This window comes from Methylobacterium jeotgali, assembly GCF_022179345.1.
GTDB lineage: Bacteria > Pseudomonadota > Alphaproteobacteria > Rhizobiales > Beijerinckiaceae > Methylobacterium > Methylobacterium jeotgali.
In genome coordinates this window covers 16523-36372 of the sequence record NZ_BPQR01000041.1, presented here as the reverse complement: position 1 = coordinate 36372, position 19850 = coordinate 16523, and the positions used below count along the sequence as shown (strand labels likewise).

The following is a 19850-nucleotide window of genomic DNA, read 5'->3' as shown; positions in this document are numbered from 1 at the left end:
GAGACCTCGATGATCGCGGTCGATGACGGCCTTGCCGCTCCCCTCGGGGCGCATTTCGATGGCCGCGGCGTCAACTTCGCCCTGTTCTCCGAGCACGCGACCGCCGTCGATCTCTGCCTGTTCGAGGCGGGCGAGCGGCACGAGACACGCACCATCCGGCTGCCCGCCCGCACCGACGACGTTTGGCACGGCTACCTGCGGGGTCTGCTCCCCGGCCAGATGTACGGCTACCGGGTCTACGGCCCCTGGGAGCCGGCGCAGGGCCACCGCTTCAATCCGGCGAAGCTGGTGCTCGACCCCTACGCCCGCGAGATCGCCGGCCGTATCCGCTGGCACGACGCGCTCCACGCGCACCGGCGCAACGCCCACCGGCCGAACCTGATCGACCGGCGCGACAGCGCCGTCTACATGCCGAAGGGCGTCGTGACCGCGCCGGAGGCCGCCGACCTCGCCCTGCATCCGATCCGCCGATCCCTCTCGGAGACGGTGATCTACGAGGCGCATGTCCGCGCCCTGACCATGCGGCACCCTTCGGTGCCGGAGGCGGAGCGCGGCACCTACGCGGCGCTGGCGCACCCGGCGATCGTCGAGCACCTCCTGCGCCTCGGCGTCACCGCCCTGGAGCTTCTGCCGATCCAGAGCTTCGTCGACGACCGCTTCCTCGTGGAGCGCGGCCTGTCGAACTTCTGGGGCTACTCGCCGCTCGGCTACTTCGCGCCGGAGGGGCGCTATCTCGGCGAGGCCGGGGTGGGCGGCCTCAAGGCGGCGATCCGGGAGCTCGGCGCCGCCGGCATCGAGGTGATCCTCGACGTGGTCTACAACCACACCGCCGAGGCGGACCGGACCGGGCCGACCCTGTCGTTCCGCGGCATCGACAACGTTTCCTACTACGTCCTCGACACCGAGAACCCGTACCGGGACGTCGACCATACCGGCTGCGGCAATAGTCTGAACGTCGCTCACCCGCGGGTGATGCAGCTCGTGCTCGATTCCCTGCGCCACTGGGTGAGCGCCTACGGCATCGCCGGCTTCCGCTTCGACCTCGCCTCGACCCTCGGGCGCGACCGGAACGGCTTCTCGCCCCGCGCCGCCTTCTTCCAGGCGGTGGCGCAGGACCCCCTGCTCGCCCGCGTCAAGCTCATCGCCGAACCCTGGGACATCGGCCCCGGCGGCTACCAGCTCGGCGGCTACCCCCGCGGCTGGAGCGAGTGGAACGACCAGTTCCGCGACAGCGTGCGCGGCTTCTGGCGCGGCGATCGGGGCATGCTGCCGAAGCTCACGCAGGGGCTCACCGGCTCGCGGGAGATCTTCCAGCCCTCGGGCCGCTCGCCGCTCGCGAGCGTCAACTATGCCGCGAGCCACGACGGCTACACGCTGGCCGACGTCGTCTCCTACGAGGCCAAGCACAACGCGGCCAACGGCGAGGACAACCGGGACGGTCACGGCCACAACCTCTCCTGCAATCACGGCGTCGAGGGGCCGACCGACGATCTGGACATCCGCGCCCGGCGCGCCCGTCAGGTGCGAAACATGCTGGCGATGATCTTCCTGGCGCCGGGCGTGCCGATGCTGCTGATGGGCGACGAGCGCTCGCGGACGCAAGGCGGCAACAACAACGCCTACTGTCAGGACAACGAGACGAGCTGGGTCGACTGGGAGACCGACCCCGACCCGGCCCTCTCGGATTTCGTCTCGACGCTGACACGCCTGCGGGCGGCGCAGCCGGCGCTGCGCCGGACCCGCTTCTTCGACGGCGCCCGCATCGATCCCGACGAGCCGCAGCGGGACATCCACTGGCTCGCGCCGGGCGGGGCCGAGATGAGCGCCGAGGACTGGGCCGACGAGGGCCGGCGGGTCTTCGGCATGCAGGCCGGAAACGACGATGCCGGACACGACCGCGTCCTGATCCTCGTCAACGGCTCCGACGCGCCCTGCGCGTTCGCGCTGAGTCCGGTGGTCGGCGGCCCCTGGCGCGCGGCCTTCGACTCGACCGCCGGGGATGGGCAGCCGGTGGGGTTCGAACCCGTCGAGGCGGACGGCGAGGTGTCTCTTCCGCCACGCAGCGTGCAGGTCTTTCTCTCGAGCCCCGAGACCGTCTGAGAGCCGGTTGCCGGATGTCCGGACCGCCTTAAGTCCGAGCTGGAACCGGATGCGGCAAGCGGACTTGCCCAGGCAACGGACCCGACGGCCAAGTTCCGGGCGGGCCACGATCGTCTCAAAGCGCCGACGAGGAGAACGCTGGCTTGACTCAGCGCACCCATGAGACTGCCGCGGCGACAGGCTTCGGCACGACGCTCACTGCCGGCGGCGCCGACTTCGCGCTCTGGGCGCCGACGGCGAAGAGCGTCACGCTCCTCGTCGGTGACGACACGTACGATATGCCGGACCAGGGCGGCGGCTGGCGGCGGTTGACGCTGCCCGAGGTGAAGGCGGGAACCCGATACGCCTACCTCATCGACGGCGAGTTGGAGGTGCCCGACCCGGCCTCCCGCTTCCAGCCGGACGATGCCTTCGGGCGCAGCGAGGTGATCGATCCGAACGCCTATGCCTGGAAGGATTCTGGCTGGATGGGCCGGCCCTTCGAGGAGGCAGTGATCTACGAGGTCCATGTCGGGACGGCGACGCCGGAGGGCACCTATGCCGCTCTCCAGGAACGGCTGCCGGCGCTGCGTGATCTCGGCGTCACCGCGATCGAGTTGCTGCCGCTCGCCGACTTCAAGGGGACGCGCAACTGGGGCTACGACGGCGTGCTGCCCTACGCGCCGGACAGCGCCTACGGCCGCCCGGACGATCTGCGCCGCCTCGTCGACGCCGCCCACGGGCTCGGGATGATGGTCTATCTCGACGTGGTGTACAACCACTTCGGGCCGACTGGGAACTTCCTCCACGCCTACGCGAAAAGCTTCTTCACCGAGCGCCACCAGACGCCCTGGGGCGCCGGCATCAACTTCGACGGAAGCGAGGGTGGGCAAGAGGTGCGCCGCTTCCTGATCGGCAACGCCCTCTCCTGGCTCGACGAGTTCCACATCGACGGCCTGCGCTTCGACGCCGTCCACGCCATCCTCGACGATTCCGAACGGCACTTCCTCGGCGAGCTGGCCGAGACGATCCGCGCGCGGCACCCCGATCGCCACATCCACCTCATGCTGGAGAACGAGGCGAACCAGGCGAGCTGGCTCGAGCGGGACGATCAGGGCGCCGCCCGCCATCACGACGCGCAGTGGGCCGACGACCTGCATCATTGCTGGCACGTGCTGCTGACCGGGGAGAGCGCCGGCTACTACGCGAGCTTCGCCGACCGCCCCGTCGAGCATCTCGCGCGCTGCCTGTCCGAGGGCTTCGCCTACCAGGGCGAGCCCTTCCCGACGCTGGACAACCACCCCCGCGGCGAGCCCTCCGGGCACCTGCCGCCGACCGCCTTCGTCACCTTCCTCCAGAACCACGATCAGGTCGGGAACCGTGCGCTCGGCGAGCGGCTGAGCCAGCTCGCCGATCCCGCCAAGCTCGCGCTCGCCCGAGCCGGCCTGCTGCTCGCGCCGCAGATCCCGATGCTCTGGATGGGCGAGGAGTGGTCGGCCTCGGCGCCGTTCCTGTTCTTCGTGGATTTCGCGCCGGACGAGGACCTCAATCGCGCGGTGCGCGAGGGGCGCCGCCGCGAGTTCAAGAGCTTCGCGGCCTTTGCCGACGACACCTCGGTGATCCCCGATCCCACGGAGGAGGCGACCTTCGCCGCCTCGAAGCTCGACTGGGCCGAGCGCGAGCGCTCGCCGCATCGGGAGGTCCTGGCGGATACGACGCATCTGCTCGGCCTGCGCCGCGACACCGTGGTGCCGCTCCTCAAGTCCGGCTATCGCGGCGCCTCGGCGAGCCTGCCGAAGCCCGACGTCGTGGACTGCACCTGGCGCTTCGCGGACGGCACCCTGCGCTTCGTCGCCAACTTTGGCACCGAGGAGCATGCCGTCGACACCGGCGGCGACAGCGTGCTGTGGACGAACGCCCCCGATCCCGGCGGGACGCGCCTGCCGTCCTGGACCGGAGTCTTCCTGACGGGAGCGGCCCGATGAGCGGCGCCCTCCAAAGGCTCGCCGATCTCGTCGGCGTCGCCTCCGGCTACACGGACGCCTTCGGCCAGGGCGTCGAGACCTCGCTGGAGACCCGAAAGGGCATGCTCCGCGCCCTCGGCTTCGCGGTCGGCTCGGAGGAGGAGATCGCGGCGAGCCTCGCCGAGGTCCAGGCCCTTCGGCAGGGGTTGATCCCGCCCTTGATCGCCGTCGAGGCGCGGCGCGCCTCCGAGGTGCCCGTCCGGGCCGAGGGCGGCACCGCCGCTTGGCGCATCGAGGACGAGCGCGAGGGCGTCCGCGAGGGCCGCGAGGCCGTCTCGGCCGAGGGCATCCTGGAACTGCCGCCGCTGACGCCCGGCTATCACCGCATCACCGTGACGGTCGGCGAGCGCAGCGCGTCCGGCTGGATCGTCGCCGCGCCGCAGCGCTGCTGGCGGCCCCGCGCCTACGCGGAGGAAGGCTCGAACGACTGGGGCCTCGCGGCGCAGCTCTACGGCCTGCGCTCGCCGCACAATCTCGGCATCGGCAGCTACACGGACGCCGGACGCGCCGCCCGCGACGCGGGGCTGCGCGGCGCCTCCTTCCTCGGTCTCAGCCCGGTCCATGCGCTCTTCGAGAGCGACCGTACCAAGATCTCGCCCTACTCGCCCTCCTCGCGCCTCTTCCTCGAGACGCTGTTCATCGAGCCGGGCGCGCTGCCGGGCTTCGCGGGCTCACGGGCGGAGGCGATGCTCGCGAAGGCCAGGACGCGCGTCGACGCGCTGCGCGACGCGGCCCTCGTCGACCACGCAGGTATCTGGGAAGTGCTCTCGCCTGTTCTGCGGGCGTACTGGGAGGATTCGGATGCGCGCTCCGGCGCGGATGCGGCGTTCGACGCCTTCCGCGAGGCCGGCGGTGAGGACCTCCGGTCCCACGCGACCTTCGAGGCCTTGTCGGCGCACTTCAAGGCCGAGGGCGCCCACTGGCTCGGCGACTGGCCGGAGGAGTACCGCCGGGCGGGCACGCAGGCCGTCAGCGCCTTCGCGGAAGAGCACGCCGAGGAGGTCGCCTACCACGCCTTCCTCCAGTTCCTGGCGGACCGGCAGCTCGCGCAGGCTGCCGAGGCGGCCCTCGATTCCGGCATGCGGCTCGGCCTCTACCGCGATCTCGCGGTCGGGGCGGACCGGGGCGGCTCGGAGGTCTGGTCGCATCCCGAGCGCTTTGCCGGACATGTCTCGATCGGCGCGCCGCCGGACCTCCTCGCGCCGAAGGGGCAGGACTGGGGCCTTCCGGCCTTCGACCCCCTGGCGATGGAACGGGACGGGCTCGCCGCCTTCCGCGCCCTGGTGCAGGCGAACATGCGCCACGCCGGCGCGATCCGTATCGATCACGCCTTCCAGCTCGCCCGGTTGTTCCTGATTCCCACGGACGGGACGGCCCATGACGGCGCCTACGTCGCGATGCCCTTCGAGGCGATGCTGGCGGTGCTGCGCCTGGAGAGCCACCGCCACCAGTGCCTCGTCATCGCCGAGGACCTCGGCACGGCGCCGCAGGGCTTCTCCGACGCGCTGATGGCGGCGGGGATCCTCAGCTACCGCATCCTCGCCTTCGAGCGGTTGGGAGATGGCCGCTTCAAGGCGCCGGAGGATTACCCGCGCGACGCGCTCACCGCCATCACCACCCACGACCTGCCGACCTTCGTCGGCTGGTGGCGCGGCGTCGACACCGACACCCGCCAGTCGCTCGGCCTCTATGACGCCGACCGCGCCGAGGCCGAGCGCCGCGAGCGCGTGACCGAGCGCGCCCGCCTCACCGAGGCGCTGGCTTCGCAGCAGCTCCTGCCTGGCTACGACCCGCCGGAGGCCGCGCCCTTCGAGGCGGCAACCCGCTATCTCGCCCGCGCCCCCTCGATGCTCACCGCCGTGCAGTACGAGGACGTCGTCTCCGAGCTGAGCCAGGCGAATGTGCCGGGCTCCACGGAGGGCTACCCGAACTGGCGCCGCAAGCTCGACCGGACGCTCGACTCCATCGCCGCCCCCGGCGGGCCGCTGGCCAAGCTCGCCGCGGCGCTGGCTGCCGAGGAGCGCGGGCCGCGCTCCGGCGCGGCGCGGCTCGCGGTGCCGCCGCCGCGGGCGACGTACCGGCTCCAGTTCCACAAGGACTTCACCTTCGCGGACGCGGCCCGCATCGCGCCCTACCTCGCGCGGCTCGGCATCAGCCACGTCTACGCCTCGCCGCTCCAGAAGGCGCGGCCGGGCTCGACGCACGGCTACGACATCGTCGACCACTCGGCGATCAACCCCGAGCTCGGCGGTGAGGAGGGTTTCATCGCGCTGAGCGAGGCGCTGAAGGAGAACGGCCTCAAGCTCCTTCTCGACATCGTGCCGAACCACATGGGCGTCGGCGGGTCCGACAACCCCTGGTGGCTCTCGGTGCTGGAATGGGGGCCGCTCTCGCCCTTCGCCCACGCCTTCGACATCGACTGGGAGCGGCTCGGCGCCAATCGCAACCTCGTCATCCCCTTCCTCGGCGACCGCTACGGCGAGGCGCTGGAGAAGGGCGACCTGGAGCTGAAGTTCGATGCCGCGTCAGGCGCCTTCAGCGTCTGGCACTACGATCATCAGTTCCCGATCCGTCCCCTCGACTATCCGACGGTGCTCGACCGGGTGCTCGCCGCCATGGTCGAGGTGGACGAGGACGCGGCGGGCGGTCTGCTCGGCGTCGCCGAGCGGCTTCGCGCCATGGGCGAGGAGACGAACGCGGAGCGCAGGCAGACATTCCCGGCGGAGGCCGAGGGCCTGAAGCAGCGCCTCGCCGACCTCTACGGCGCCTCGCCCGCGATCCGCGAGGCGATGGCCCGCACCCTGCGTCTCCTCAACGGCCGCAAGGGCCATCCCGAGAGCTTCGGGCCCCTGCACCGGCTTCTGGAAAGCCAGGCCTACCGGCTCGCCCACTGGCGGGTCGCGGCGAGCGACATCAACTACCGGCGCTTCTTCGACGTGAACAGCCTCGCCGGCCTGCGGGTCGAGAAGTCCGACATCTTCCACCGCGCCCACGAGACCGTGTTCCGGCACGTCCGCGAGGGCCGCATCGACGGGTTGCGCATCGACCACATCGATGGCCTTGCCGACCCGCAGGGCTACGCCCGCGCGCTTCAGGCGGCCGTCGGGCCGGGCTTCTACGTCGTGGTCGAGAAGATCCTCGAACCCGGCGAGCGGCTCCGGCCCTGGCCGGTGGCGGGCACGACGGGCTACGACGTGCTCAACCAGCTCGACGGCATCCTCGTCGACCGGGGCAAGCAGGCTCGCATCGAGCGCCTCTACGGCTGGGCGACGGACGCCGACGAGGAGTACGGCTTCCAGCTCCGCGCAGCGAAGGCAGAGATCCTCGAGATCAGCTTCGCCAGCGAGCTCGAGGTCCTCACCAACGACCTCAAGCAGATCGCCGACGCCGACCGGCGCACCCGCGACTTCTCCGTCAACGCCATCCGCCGGGCGCTCATCGAGATCATCGCCCGCTTCCCGACCTACCGGAGCTATCTGCCCTCGGACCTCGACGAGAGCGACGTCGAGCCCGAGGACGTGCGCCTCATCGAGGGCGCCGTCGCCAAGGCGAAGCGCTGGAGCGCGCTGCCCGACCGCAGCGTCCACGACTTCGCCGCAGCGGCACTGCTCGGCGAGGTCGATACGGATGGTCCGGCCCGGCCCGACCCGCGACTCGTGCTGCGGTTCCGCCGCCGCTTCCAGCAGCTTACTGGGCCGGTGATGGCCAAGAGCCTGGAGGACACGCTCTTCTACCGCTACGTGCTGCTGCTGGGCCTCAACGAGGTCGGCGGTGATCCCGGCGAGTACGGGATCACCGTGGAGCACTTCCACGCGCTTCAGGCGGCCCGTGCCCGCGACTGGCCGAACGCGATGATCGCGACGGCGACCCACGACACCAAGCGCGGCGAGGATGCCCGCACCCGCCAGCTCGCCCTCTCCGAGATGCCGGAGGAGTGGGCGAGAGCCTGGGACGCCTGGCGCGAGACGGCGGGCCCGCATCTCACCCGCGTCGAGGGCGAGCCCGCCCCGGACGCCAACGACCAGTGGATGTTCCTCCAGGCGATCCTCGGTGCCTGGCCGCTGGAGCTGATCGACGAGGACGTGCCGGCCGAGGTCGAGAGTTTTCGCGATCGGCTGATCGCCTACTCGGAGAAGGCCCTTCGCGAGGGCAAGCGCCACTCCAACTGGGTGAACATCGACGAGGCCTACGAGGGTGCCGTCCGCAACCTCTTCGCGGCGATCATCGCACCGGGCTCCGCCTTCCTCGCGCGACTGCGGCCGCTCGCCCGGCGGCTCGCCTGCCTCGGCATGATCGCGGGCCTCGGCCGCACCGTCCTCAAGGCAACGCTGCCCGGCGTGCCCGACACCTACCAGGGCACCGAGTTCTGGGATTTCTCCTTCGTCGATCCCGATAACCGCCGCCCGGTGGATTACGGCGCCCGGGCCGAAGCGCTGACCATCGAGGTGCCGGCGGCCGATCTGCTGGCGAGCTGGCGGGACGGGCGGGTGAAGCAGGCCGTGCTGAGCCGCCTGCTCGCCGACCGCGCCGCCGATCCCCGCTTCTACGCCGATGCCGGCTACGAGCCAGTGATCGCGACGGGAACCCGCGCGCAGAACCTCGTCGCCTTCCGCCGGGTCGGTGAGACCTCGGGGGCGAACGACCTGCTCGTGGCGGTGCCGCGGCTGGTCGCGAACCTCGTCGGGACCGAGCCCTGGTCGGGCTCGGCCTTTTCCGGGACGGTGCTGACGCTGAGCGATCCCGGGCGCTGGCACGACCTCGTCACAGGGGCCGAGCATACGGGGGCGAGCCTGGATGCCGGGGAACTCTTCGCGAGCCTGCCCTTTGCGGTTCTGAGGCGCGCGGGCTGAGCCGGTCCGCGCGGCGGATTCGTACCCGCCGACCCGATGAGACAGATGGAAGCGAGGTTCGCATGAACGCACCCACCACAGCCGCGGCCGCCCAGGGGCGGAAGGCGTCGAACGTGGCGGTGCCGGCACTTCCGGTGCGCGTCGAGGGACCGCGCATCTACAACCTGTTCCCGCTGCTCGCCGGCCGCGTCTCCGACTGGACGGCGGACCTGCCGCGCATCGCCGCGATGGGCTTCGACTGGGTCTACCTCAACCCGTTCCACCAGACCGGCGGCTCCCGCAGCCTCTACGCGGTGGCCGATCTCGACCGCCTGGACGAGCGGTTTCGCGACGAGGGCGATGTCTCGGACGACGACCAGATCCGTGCCTTCTGCGAGGCCGCCGCCAAGCACGGCCTGCGGATCATGTCCGATCTCGTGGTCAACCACACCGCGAAGGATGGGCAGCTCGCCCGCGAGCGGCCGGACCTCTTCGTGAAGGACGCGGAGGGCGGGATCGCCAGCCCCGAGGCGGTCGACCCGGACGATCCGTCGATCCGCACGGTCTGGGGCGACCTCGCCGAGCTCGACTACCATTCCGAGCAGGCCCGCCGCGAACTGACGGCGCTCTTCGACGGCTACATCGCCCGCCTTCAGGGGCTCGGTATCGCGGGCTTCCGCTGCGACGCCGCCTACAAGGTGCCGCCGGATGTCTGGCGCGCCCTGATCGGCGGCGCCAAGGCGCGGGACGGATCAAGCCTCTTCGCCGCCGAGACGCTGGGCTGCACCTTCGACGAGGCGCGGGCGACAGCCGGCGCCGGGTTCGACTACCTGTTCAACTCCTTCGCCTGGTGGGACCTGCGCGCGCCCTGGGCGCTGGAGCAGTACGAGCGCCTGCGCATCCTGGCGCCCTCGATCGCCTTCCCCGAGAACCACGACATGGCCCGCCTCGCGGCGGGCGTCACCGGCGGGCCGGAGGAGATTGCCGCGCATCTGCGCAGCCGCTACGCCCTCGCCGCCTTCTTCTCGGCCGGCGTGCTGATGCCGATCGGCTACGAGTGGGGGTATCGCCACAGCCTCCATGTCGTCGACACGACGCCGGACTGGCGGGAGCCGAACAGCGGGGTCGACATCTCCGCCGACGTCGCCGCCATCAACGCGCTGCGCGCCGAGCTGCCGGCCGCCAATGTCGAGGGCGCGCAGGTCCGCCTCTCGGCGCCGGACGCGGGCTATCTCGCCCTCGTCCGCTACGACAGCGGCCATCCGGCCTCGGCGCGGAACGCCGTGCTGGTGCTGCACAACCCGACCGGCCGGCCGCTTCCTGTCGATGCCGGGGCGCTCATCGCGCGGACCGGCGGCGGACTGGCCGATTTCACCGACCGAACCCCCGGCCTGGAGCCGATCGCCTTCGAGCCGGGCCTCTCCATCGACCTCGCGCCCGGCGAGCTCCGCATCCTCGCCGCGGAGGCTGCGGCGGTGCGCGAGAAGCCTTTGAACGATGCCCCCGATGGAAAAGGCCGCGTCGTCATCGAGGCGGTGAGCCCCGAGATCGACGGCGGACGCTCGGCGGTGAAGCGCGTCGTCGGCGAGAGCCTGCGCGTCGAGGCGGATATCTTCTCCGACGGACACGAGATCATCGCCGCGAGCATCCTTTCCCGCGTCGTCGGCAAGAGCGAATGGCGGCGCGACCCGATGGTCTTCGTCGAGAACGATCGCTGGGCCGGCAGCTTCCCGCTCCTGCGCAACGCCCGCTACGAGTACACGATCGAGGCGTGGCGGGATGCCTTCTCGTCCTGGGTTCGCGACACCCTCAAGAAGCGCGACGCCGGCGTCGACGTGCGCCTGGAGACGATCGAGGGCGTGGCGCTGGTCAAGACCGCCGCCGACCTCGCCGAGGGTCGCGACCGCGATCGGCTGACGGCGGTCGTCGCCGCGCTCGCCGCCGAGGAGTCGGGCTCGGCGCTGCAGCTCGACCGCATCCTGGAGCCGGGCACGGCGAGCCTCGTTCGCACGCACTCGGAGCGGGTCAACGCCTCCCGCTATCCGGTGGCGATCCCGGTGATCGCCGATCGGCTCGCGGCGCGATTCTCCGCCTGGTACGAGATCTTTCCGCGCTCGCAGTCGGGCGATCCGAACCGCCACGGCACCTTCGAGGACGTGATCCGGCGCCTGCCCGAGATCCGCGAGTTCGGCTTCGACGTGCTCTACTTCACGCCGATCCATCCGATCGGGCGTACCAACCGCAAGGGCAAGAACAACACCCTGAAGGCACTTGAAGGCGATGTCGGCTCCGTCTACGCCGTCGGCGCGGCGGAGGGCGGACACGAGGCCGTGCATCCCGAGCTCGGGACGCTGGAGGATTTCGAGCGGCTCGTCGCGGCGAGCCACGCGCATGGCATGGAGATCGCGCTCGACTTCGCCATCCAGTGCTCGCCGGACCACCCCTGGATCAAGGACCATCCCGAGTGGTTCGAGTGGCGTCCGGACGGCACGCTCAAGTTCGCCGAGAACCCGCCGAAGAAGTACGAGGACATCTCGAACGTCCACTTCTACGGCGGCGCGCTGCCCTCGCTCTGGATCGAGCTGCGCGACATCGTGCTCGGCTGGGCGAAGCGCGGCGTGCGCATCTTCCGGGTCGACAACCCGCACACCAAGCCGATCCCGTTCTGGGAGTGGATGATCGGCGAGGTGAACGGCCGCTATCCGGACGTGATCTTCCTAGCCGAAGCCTTCACCCGGCCGAAGATGATGAAGAAGCTCGCCAAGGCGGGCTACCAGCAGAGCTATACCTACTTCACCTGGCGCGACACCAAGTACGAGCTCACGACCTATGCCAACGAGTTGGCCGGCGAGATGGGCGAGTACTACCGGCCGAACTTCTTCGCCAACACGCCGGACATCAACCCGTACTACCTCCAGACCAGCGGACGCGCCGGCTTCGTGGTGCGTGCGACGCTCGCCGCGACCCTCTCCTCGGTCTACGGCATCTACAACGGCTTCGAGCTGTGCGAGGCCGCGCCCTATCCGGGCAAGGAGGAGTATCTCAACTCCGAGAAGTACGAGCTGAAGGCCTGGGACTACGACCGGCCCGGCAACATCCGCGAGCACATCGTCAAGCTCAACCGCATCCGGCGCGACAACCCGGCCCTGTGGGACTTCCGGAACGTCACCTTCACCAACGCCTGGAACGACAACATCATCGCCTACGCGAAGACGACGCCGGAGGGCGACAACTGCGTCTTCGTGATGGTCAACCTCGACCCGAAGAACCGGCAGGAATGCGGCTACGAGATCCCGCTCTGGCTCGTCGGCGGGGGCGACGCAGTGGAGGTCGAGGACCTGCTTCAGGGCTACAAATTCGAGCTGCGCGGGCGCGACCACGTCATCGCCCTTGATCCGGCGGAGCGCTCCTGCGTGATCTGGCGCCTCAGGACGCCCCGGCGGGTTGCGGAATGAGGGGCCCCGTGCGACCAGAATCGCTGGCGAGCGAGGGCTTCCGTCGCGGTATCGCCACGGTGATGCGGTCTCGAAGCGTCGACCGCTCGCGCCGCCCCTTCCGGGCAGGCGCTCCCCATCAAGACCCGATGCAAGACTCGGCTTACGAGGCAGCGACGCGATGATCGATCGCAGCGACCCGCAATGGTACCGCGACGCCATTATCTACCAGATCCACGTCAAGTCCTTCTTCGACTCGACGGATGACGGCATCGGCGACTTCAAGGGGCTGACGCAGAAGCTCGACTACGTCCGCGACCTCGGCGTCACGGCGATCTGGCTGATGCCGTTCTATCCCTCGCCCCTGCGGGACGACGGCTACGACATCGCCGACTATCGCGACGTCAACGCCTCCTACGGCACCATGGAGGATTTCCGGGCCTTCGTGGACGCTGCCCACGAGCGCGGCCTGCGCGTCATCACCGAGCTCGTGATCAATCACACCAGCGACCAGCATCCCTGGTTCCAGGCGGCCCGCGAGGCGCCGGCGGGGAGCCCCGAGCGCAACTTCTACGTCTGGTCGGATCGCGACGACGTCTACTCCGACACGCGGATCATCTTCCTCGACACCGAGGTCTCGAACTGGACCTGGGACCCGGTCGCCAAGCAGTATTTCTGGCACCGCTTCTACTCGCACCAGCCGGACCTGAACTTCGACAACCCGGCCGTCCTCGAGGCCGTCATCGAGGTGATGCGCTACTGGCTCGACATGGGCGTCGACGGCCTGCGCCTCGACGCGATTCCCTACCTGATCGAGCGCGACGGCACGAACTGCGAGAACCTTCCCGAGACCCACACGGTCATCAAGAAGATCCGCGCGGCGCTCGACGCCAGCTATCCCGACCGGATGCTGCTGGCGGAGGCCAACCAGTGGCCGGAGGAGACGGCACAGTATTTCGGCGAGGGCGACGAGTGCCACATGGCATTCCACTTCCCGTTGATGCCGCGCATGTACATGGCGATCGCGCGCGAGGACCGGCACCCGATCACCGACATCATGCGCCAGACCCCGGAGATCCCGGAGGGCTGCCAGTGGGCCATCTTCCTGCGCAACCACGACGAGCTCACGCTCGAGATGGTGACCGCCGAGGAGCGCGACTACCTCTGGTCGTTCTACGCCGCCGAGCGGCGCGCCCGCATCAACCTCGGCATCCGCCGCCGCCTCGCCCCGCTCCTCGAGAACGACCGGCGCAAGATCGAGCTGATGAAGTCTCTCGTCCTGTCGATGCCCGGCACGCCGGTGCTCTACTACGGCGACGAGATCGGCATGGGTGACAACATCTATCTCGGCGACCGCGACGGCGTGCGCACGCCGATGCAGTGGTCCCCGGATCGCAACGGCGGCTTCTCCCGCGCCAACCCGCAGCGGCTGTTCCTGCCGGCGGTGCAGGATGCGGTCTACGGCTTCGACGCCATCAACGTCGAGGCGCAGGCCTACTCGCAGACGAGCCTCCTGAACTGGACGCGGCGCATGATCGCGATCCGCAACAACTCGGTCGCGCTCGGACGCGGCACCATGCAGTTCCTCTACCCCTCGAACCGCAAGGTGCTCGCCTGGATCCGCGAGTTCGAGGGCGAGCGCATCCTGTGCGTCGCGAACCTCTCGCGGGCGCCGCAGGCCGTCCAGCTCGACCTGTCGGAGCTGCGCAGCGCCGTGCCGATCGAGCTGACCGGCGGCACCGAGTTCCCGGCCATCGGCGAGCTGCCCTATCTGCTGACGCTGCCGGCCTACGGCTTCTACTGGTTCCGGGTCAGCGCCGCGAACAGCGGTCAGGTCGGGCCGAGCCCCGAGCCGCCCGAGCTGTTCACCCTCGTCCTCACGGGCGGCATCGAGACCCTGATGAAGGGCCGCGAGCGGGTCGCCTTCGAGCGCACCGTGGTGCCGCCCTTCCTGACGAGCCGCCGCTGGTTCGGCGCCAAGGGCTCGCGCATCAAGAGCGTGCAGGTCACGGACTGCGCGCCGATCGAGGACGGCGTCGGCGACGCGCGCTTCCTGATGACGCGGCTCGCCGTCAACCTCGCCAACGGCGAGCAGCAGGACTACTTCGTGCCGATCGGCGTCGACGAGGGCCGCGAGGACGAGGCGCTCATGGAGTTCGCCGTCGCCCGCGTCCGGCGCGGGCCACGCACGGGCCTGATCTACGGCGCCGCCGGCTCCGCGGACTTCGCGATCTGTCTCGTCGAAGGCATGAAGCAGGGCCGCGAGATCGCCACCGAGAACGGCGCGCTCGTGTTCTCGACCACCTCCGCCTTCGACCACGAGCTGCCCTTCGAGGCCGGCGAGGTCCGACGCCTCAAGGCCGAGCAGAGCAACACCTCGATCGCCATCGGCTCGAAGATGATGCTCAAGCTGCTGCGGCGGCTGCAGCCGGGCACGCACCCGGAGGTCGAGGTCGGCCGCTTCCTCACCGAGGAGGCGCGCTTCGCCAACACCCCGGCGCTGCTGGGCACCCTGGAGCACGTCGCGGCGGACGGCACCCGCACGGCGCTCGCCGTGCTCCAGCGCTTCGTCCTCAACCAGGGCGATGCCTGGACGCTGATGCTGGAGGGGCTGCGGCGCGACTTTGACACGGTGGTGCTCGCCCCCGAGAGCGAGGCGCCGGCGCCGGAGGAGGCCTTCGCGCCGCATCTGCGCTGGGCGGAGCTGCTCGGCCGCCGCACGGCGGAGATGCATGCCGCCTTCGCCATGCCCACGGACGATCCCGCCTTCGCCGCCGAGGCGATGGACGAATCCGATCTCGACCTGCTCGCCCGCGACGCCCGCCATCAGGCGAACCGCGCCTTCGCGGCGCTGACGCAGATGATCGAGCGGGGGCTCGACGCCGGCAAGCCGGCCTCGGCGACGCTTCATACACGTCGCGCCGAGGTCGAGCGCCTGATCGACGAGCTCACCGCCCGCCCGCCGAAGGGCGCGTGGAAGATCCGCATCCACGGCGACTACCATCTCGGTCAGGTGCTCGCCTCCGAGGGCGACCTCGTCATCGTCGACTTCGAGGGCGAGCCCTCGCGGCCGGCCGAGGAGCGGCGCCTGAAGTCGACGCCGCTGCGGGACGTCGCCGGCATGCTGCGCTCCTTCGCCTACGGCGCCGAGGCCGTGACACGGCAGATCGCGACCCGCTTCGCCGATGCCGAGGAGCGGGCCCGCCGGGCCTCGATCGCCTGGCGCGGCATGATCGATGCAGCCTTCCTGGCGGGCTACGAGGCGGCCGTCGCCGGCACGCGCGCCGCGGTGGAGGATGCCGACACGCACGACCGGCTGCTGCGGCTCAGCCTGCTGACCAAGGCGCTCTACGAGGTCGATTACGAGGCCAACAACCGTCCCGACTGGATCGAAATCCCGTCTCGCGGGGTTCTCAGCATTCTGGACGAAACGCAGAGAGGCAGCTGAATGACGGAGACCGACGAGACGTTCGCGACCAGGACCGGCGCGTCATCGGGCAAGTCCGGGTCGGCGGGTGTCGCGCCGATCGCCGCGAGGAAGGGCAGGGCGCCGGGCAAGGACGCCTCCGGCACCGGCCTGCATCCCGACGCCGTCGCCGCGATCATGGCGGCCAACCACGGCGATCCCTTCTCGATCCTCGGTCCCCATCAGGTCGGCGAGGGGGCCTGGGAGGTCCGCGCCGTCCTGCCGGACGCGCGGGCGGCGACGCTCATCGTCGGGGACGAGCGCATCCCGTTCGAGCGCCGACACCCGGAGGGCTTCTTCGTCGCCCGCGTCGCGAGCCAGGGCCGGCCGCTCTACGAGCTGGAGCTGGAGGGTCATGACGGCGTGCGCCGCTGCCGCCACGACCCCTACGGCTTCGGCTCCTCCATCGACCAGAGCGATGTCGCCGCGCTCCGGGAGATCGGCACCAACACCGTCTACCGCGTGCTCGGCGCGCATCAGGGCACGCTCGACGGCATCGCCGGCTTCCGCTTCGCCGTCTGGGCGCCGAACGCACGCCGGGTGAGCGTGGTCGGCGACTTCAACGATTGGGACGGCCGCCGCCACCCGATGCGCCTCTGGCAGGATGGCGGCATCTGGGAGCTGTTCATCCCCGGCCTGAAGGCCGGCGGGCACTACAAATACGAGCTGCGCGGGCCCGACGGATCGCTGGTGCCGCTGAAGGCCGACCCCGTCGCGTTCGCCACGCAGAAGCCGCCGGAGACGGCCTCCGTCATGTACGGGCTGCGGGACCGTTCCTGGCGCGACGCGCAGTGGATGGCGACGCGGGGCGAGAAGGACCCGCGGCATACGCCGATCTCGATCTACGAGGTCCATCTCGGCTCCTGGGCGCGTGTGCCGGAGGAGGGCAACCGCTACCTCACCTACAAGGAGCTCGCAGCCCGGCTCATCCCCTACGTGAAGGAGCTCGGCTTCACGCATATCGAGATGCTCCCCATCACGGAGTTCCCGTTCGACGGCTCGTGGGGCTACCAAACGGTCTCGATGTACGCGCCGACGAGCCGCTTCGGCACGCCGGAGGATTTCTCGGAGTTCGTGGATGCGGCCCACGAGGCCGGCATCGGCGTGATGCTCGACTGGGTGCCGGGCCACTTCCCGCTCGATGCCCACGGCCTCGGCCTGTTCGACGGCACGCATCTCTACGAGCACGCCGACCCCCGCCAGGGCTTCCACCAGGACTGGGGCACCTACATCTACAATTTCGGGCGCACCGAGGTGGCGACGTTCCTTGCCGCCAACGCGCGGTTCTGGCTGGAGCACTACCATCTCGACGGCCTGCGCGTGGATGCCGTCGCCTCGATGCTCTACCTCGACTACTCCCGGCGAGCCGGCGAGTGGATCCCCAACCAGTACGGCGGCAACGAGAATCTCGACGCCATCAACTTCCTGAGGAAGACCAACGAGGCGACCTACAGCCACGCGCCGGGCACCATCACCGTCGCCGAGGAGTCGACCTCGTGGCCGGGGGTGTCACATCCGACCTACACCGGCGGCCTCGGCTTCGGCTTCAAGTGGAACATGGGGTGGATGCACGACACCCTGCAGTTCATCTCGAAGGAGCCGATCCACCGGCGCTATCACCACCACGACCTGACCTTCGGGCTGCTCTACGCCTTCTCCGAGAACTTCATCCTGCCGCTCTCCCACGACGAGGTCGTGCACGGGAAGGGCTCGATGCTCGGCAAGATGCCCGGCGACCGCTGGCAGAAGTTCGCGAACCTGCGCGCCTATTACGGCTTCATGTGGGGGCATCCGGGCAAGAAGCTGCTCTTCATGGGCGGCGAGTTCGGCCAGGAGCGGGAGTGGAACCACAATCACAGCCTCGACTGGCACCACCTCGACGATCCGCTGCATCGCGGCGTCAAGGACGTGATCCGCGACCTCAACCGCCTCTACACCTCGACGCCGGCCCTCTACGCCCGCGACACCGAGGGCGCCGGATTCGAGTGGCTGGTGGCCGACGACCAGGACAACAGCGTCATCGCCTGGGCCCGCAAGGGCACCGAGCCGGGGCAGATCGCCATCGTGGTCTCGAACTTCACGCCCGTGCCGCGGGAAGGCTACCGCGTCGGCGTTCCCGCCGCCGGCTGGTATCGCGAGGCGTTCAACTCCGACGCGGAAGCCTATGGCGGCTCGAACGTCGGAAACCACGGCGGTCTCGGCACGGACCCGACGCCAAGCCACGGCCAGGCGCAATCGCTCTCGCTCACCCTGCCGCCGCTCGGAACGATGATCTTCGTGCTCCAGGGATAGGCTGTAGAAGCCTCTCGAAACGAAAAGGGCCGCTCTTGGAAGCGGCCCTTTTCTCGTTCGGGAACCAGCCGACGGATCAGGCGGCGCGCCAGCGCTGGGCCGCGCCGTTGCCCATGGCGCGGCTGTAGAGGCCGGCGTAGCTCGAGGCCGCGAGGTCCCAGCCGAAGGTGCGGCCCATGGCGTTGCGGCGCATCGCGTTCAGGCGCTTCGTCTGCGCGAAGGTCTCGAAGGCGCGCCTGACGGCGCCGGCGAACCCGCCCCCCGAGGTCTCGGAGAAGGTGAAGCCGGTGACGCCGTCCTCGACCGTGTCGGCGAGGCCTCCGGTCTTGCGCACGATCGGCAGCGAGCCGAAGCGCTGCGCGTACATCTGCGCGAGGCCGCAGGGCTCGAAGCGCGAGGGCATCAGCAGGAAGTCGCTGCCCGCGAACATGCGGCGCGCATCGGTCTCGTCGAAGCCGACGCGCACGCCCACCGCGTCCGGACGCTGTCTGGCGAGGCCGCGCAGCGCGTCCTCGAACCGGCTCTCGCCCTGGCCGATGACGACGAGCTGGCCGCCGTTCTCGACGATGGTCGAGGCCATCTCCAGGCTGAGATCGATGCCCTTCTGATGGACGAGCCGCGAGACAATGGCGAAGAGCGGCCCGCGCGAGACGGCGATGCCGAACTGGCGGCGCACGGTCTCGGCATTCGCCCGCTTGCCCTTCCAGTCGTCGGCATCGAAGCGCGTGGCGAGATGCGGATCCGTACGCGGGTCCCAGCTCTCGTCGATGCCGTTGAGGATGCCGGTCAGCCGCCCCTGCGCGGCGCGGGTGCGCAGCAGCCCGTCGAGGCCGCAGCCGGCGTCGGGCGTGGTGATCTCGCGGGCGTAGGTGTCGCTCACGGTGGTGACGTGGGAGGCGTAGTAGAGCCCCGACTTGAGGAAGGAGAGCTGCCCGTAGAACTCGACGCCGTTCATCTGGAAGGCGTAGTCCGGCACGCCGAGGCGCCCGAGGTTCTCGCGGGGAAACAGCCCCTGATAGGCGAGATTGTGAATGGTCAGGACGCTCGGCACGCGGGCACCGCGCCACGCGAGGTAGGCCGGCGCCAGCGCCGCCTGCCAGTCGTTCAGGTGCAGCAGGTCGGCCGCCCAGGCCGGGTCGGCGCCGAGGGCGAGATCGGCGGCGGCGAGGCTGAGGCGGCCGAAGCGGATGTCGTTGTCGGCGAAGTCGCCGCGGGCGTTGCCGTAGGGCGAGCCGTCCCGCTCGTAGAGCTCGGGGCAGAGCAGCACGTAGACCCGCAGGCCGTCCGCCGTCTCGACGAGCCCGAGCTGGCAGGCGGGCAGACCGGCATGGCCTTCGAGGCGGCCGACGACGGGGATGTAGGGAAAGGCGCGGGTGACGCTCGGATAACCGGGAATGAGCACGCGGACATCGAAGTCGCGGCGCAGGGCGCGGGGCAACGCCGCGGCGACCTCGCCGAGGCCGCCGGTCTTCACGAAATCGGCCATCTCCGGCGTGGCGTAGAGGATGCGGGTCTGAAGCGAGGCGCGGATGTCGGGCAAGGCCGAAAGAGGGCCCCCGGCGGTCGCCGTGCCGGACCGGTCCTCATACGCCATCACGATCTTCCCGCGGGTCACGACAGATCCGGGCCGAAGCGTTGCCGTGACGAGCCCAGCCGACATGCCAACCCCCTCTGCGCGCGACGGTTCCTTCGCGACGCACAATTCACGCCATCGGCGTGATTAATA

7 protein-coding genes are annotated in these 19850 nt (G+C 70.1%); 6 read left to right on the top strand and 1 reads right to left on the bottom strand.

Translation table 11 applies throughout. From position 1 onward, the window contains the following. Window positions 1–9 precede the first annotated feature (9 nt). From glgX to glgB, 6 genes are all read left to right on the top strand, one after another. Complete coding sequence (glgX, locus tag MFF04_RS12245) at window positions 10–2100, top strand: glycogen debranching protein GlgX (protein WP_238276145.1); 2091 nt, start codon at window positions 10–12, stop codon at window positions 2098–2100. A gap of 143 nt (window positions 2101–2243) precedes the next feature. After that, window positions 2244–4064, top strand: coding sequence for a malto-oligosyltrehalose trehalohydrolase (gene treZ / locus MFF04_RS12240; RefSeq protein WP_238276143.1), 1821 nt, complete (start codon window positions 2244–2246; stop codon window positions 4062–4064). Continuing rightward, window positions 4061–8953 (top strand): malto-oligosyltrehalose synthase, encoded by a 4893-nt coding sequence (locus MFF04_RS12235; protein WP_238276140.1) that lies wholly within the window; start codon window positions 4061–4063, stop codon window positions 8951–8953. The genes treZ and MFF04_RS12235 overlap by 4 nt, the downstream gene beginning before the upstream one ends. Before the next feature lie 62 nt (window positions 8954–9015). After that, window positions 9016–12387, top strand: coding sequence for a maltotransferase domain-containing protein (locus MFF04_RS12230; protein WP_238276138.1), 3372 nt, complete (start codon window positions 9016–9018; stop codon window positions 12385–12387). Between the two features lie 160 nt (window positions 12388–12547). Next, window positions 12548–15814, top strand: a complete 3267-nt coding sequence (gene treS / locus MFF04_RS12225) for a maltose alpha-D-glucosyltransferase (RefSeq protein ID WP_238276136.1) — start codon at window positions 12548–12550, stop codon at window positions 15812–15814. Beyond that, window positions 15815–18124 (top strand): 1,4-alpha-glucan branching protein GlgB, encoded by a 2310-nt coding sequence (glgB, locus tag MFF04_RS12220; protein WP_238276134.1) that lies wholly within the window; start codon window positions 15815–15817, stop codon window positions 18122–18124. It abuts the gene before it with no gap. A gap of 76 nt (window positions 18125–18200) precedes the next feature. Here glgB and glgA read toward each other — a convergent pair whose 3' ends face one another. Then, window positions 18201–19718, bottom strand: a complete 1518-nt coding sequence (gene glgA / locus MFF04_RS12215) for a glycogen synthase GlgA (RefSeq protein WP_238276132.1) — start codon at window positions 19716–19718, stop codon at window positions 18201–18203. Window positions 19719–19850: the final 132 nt, after the last annotated feature.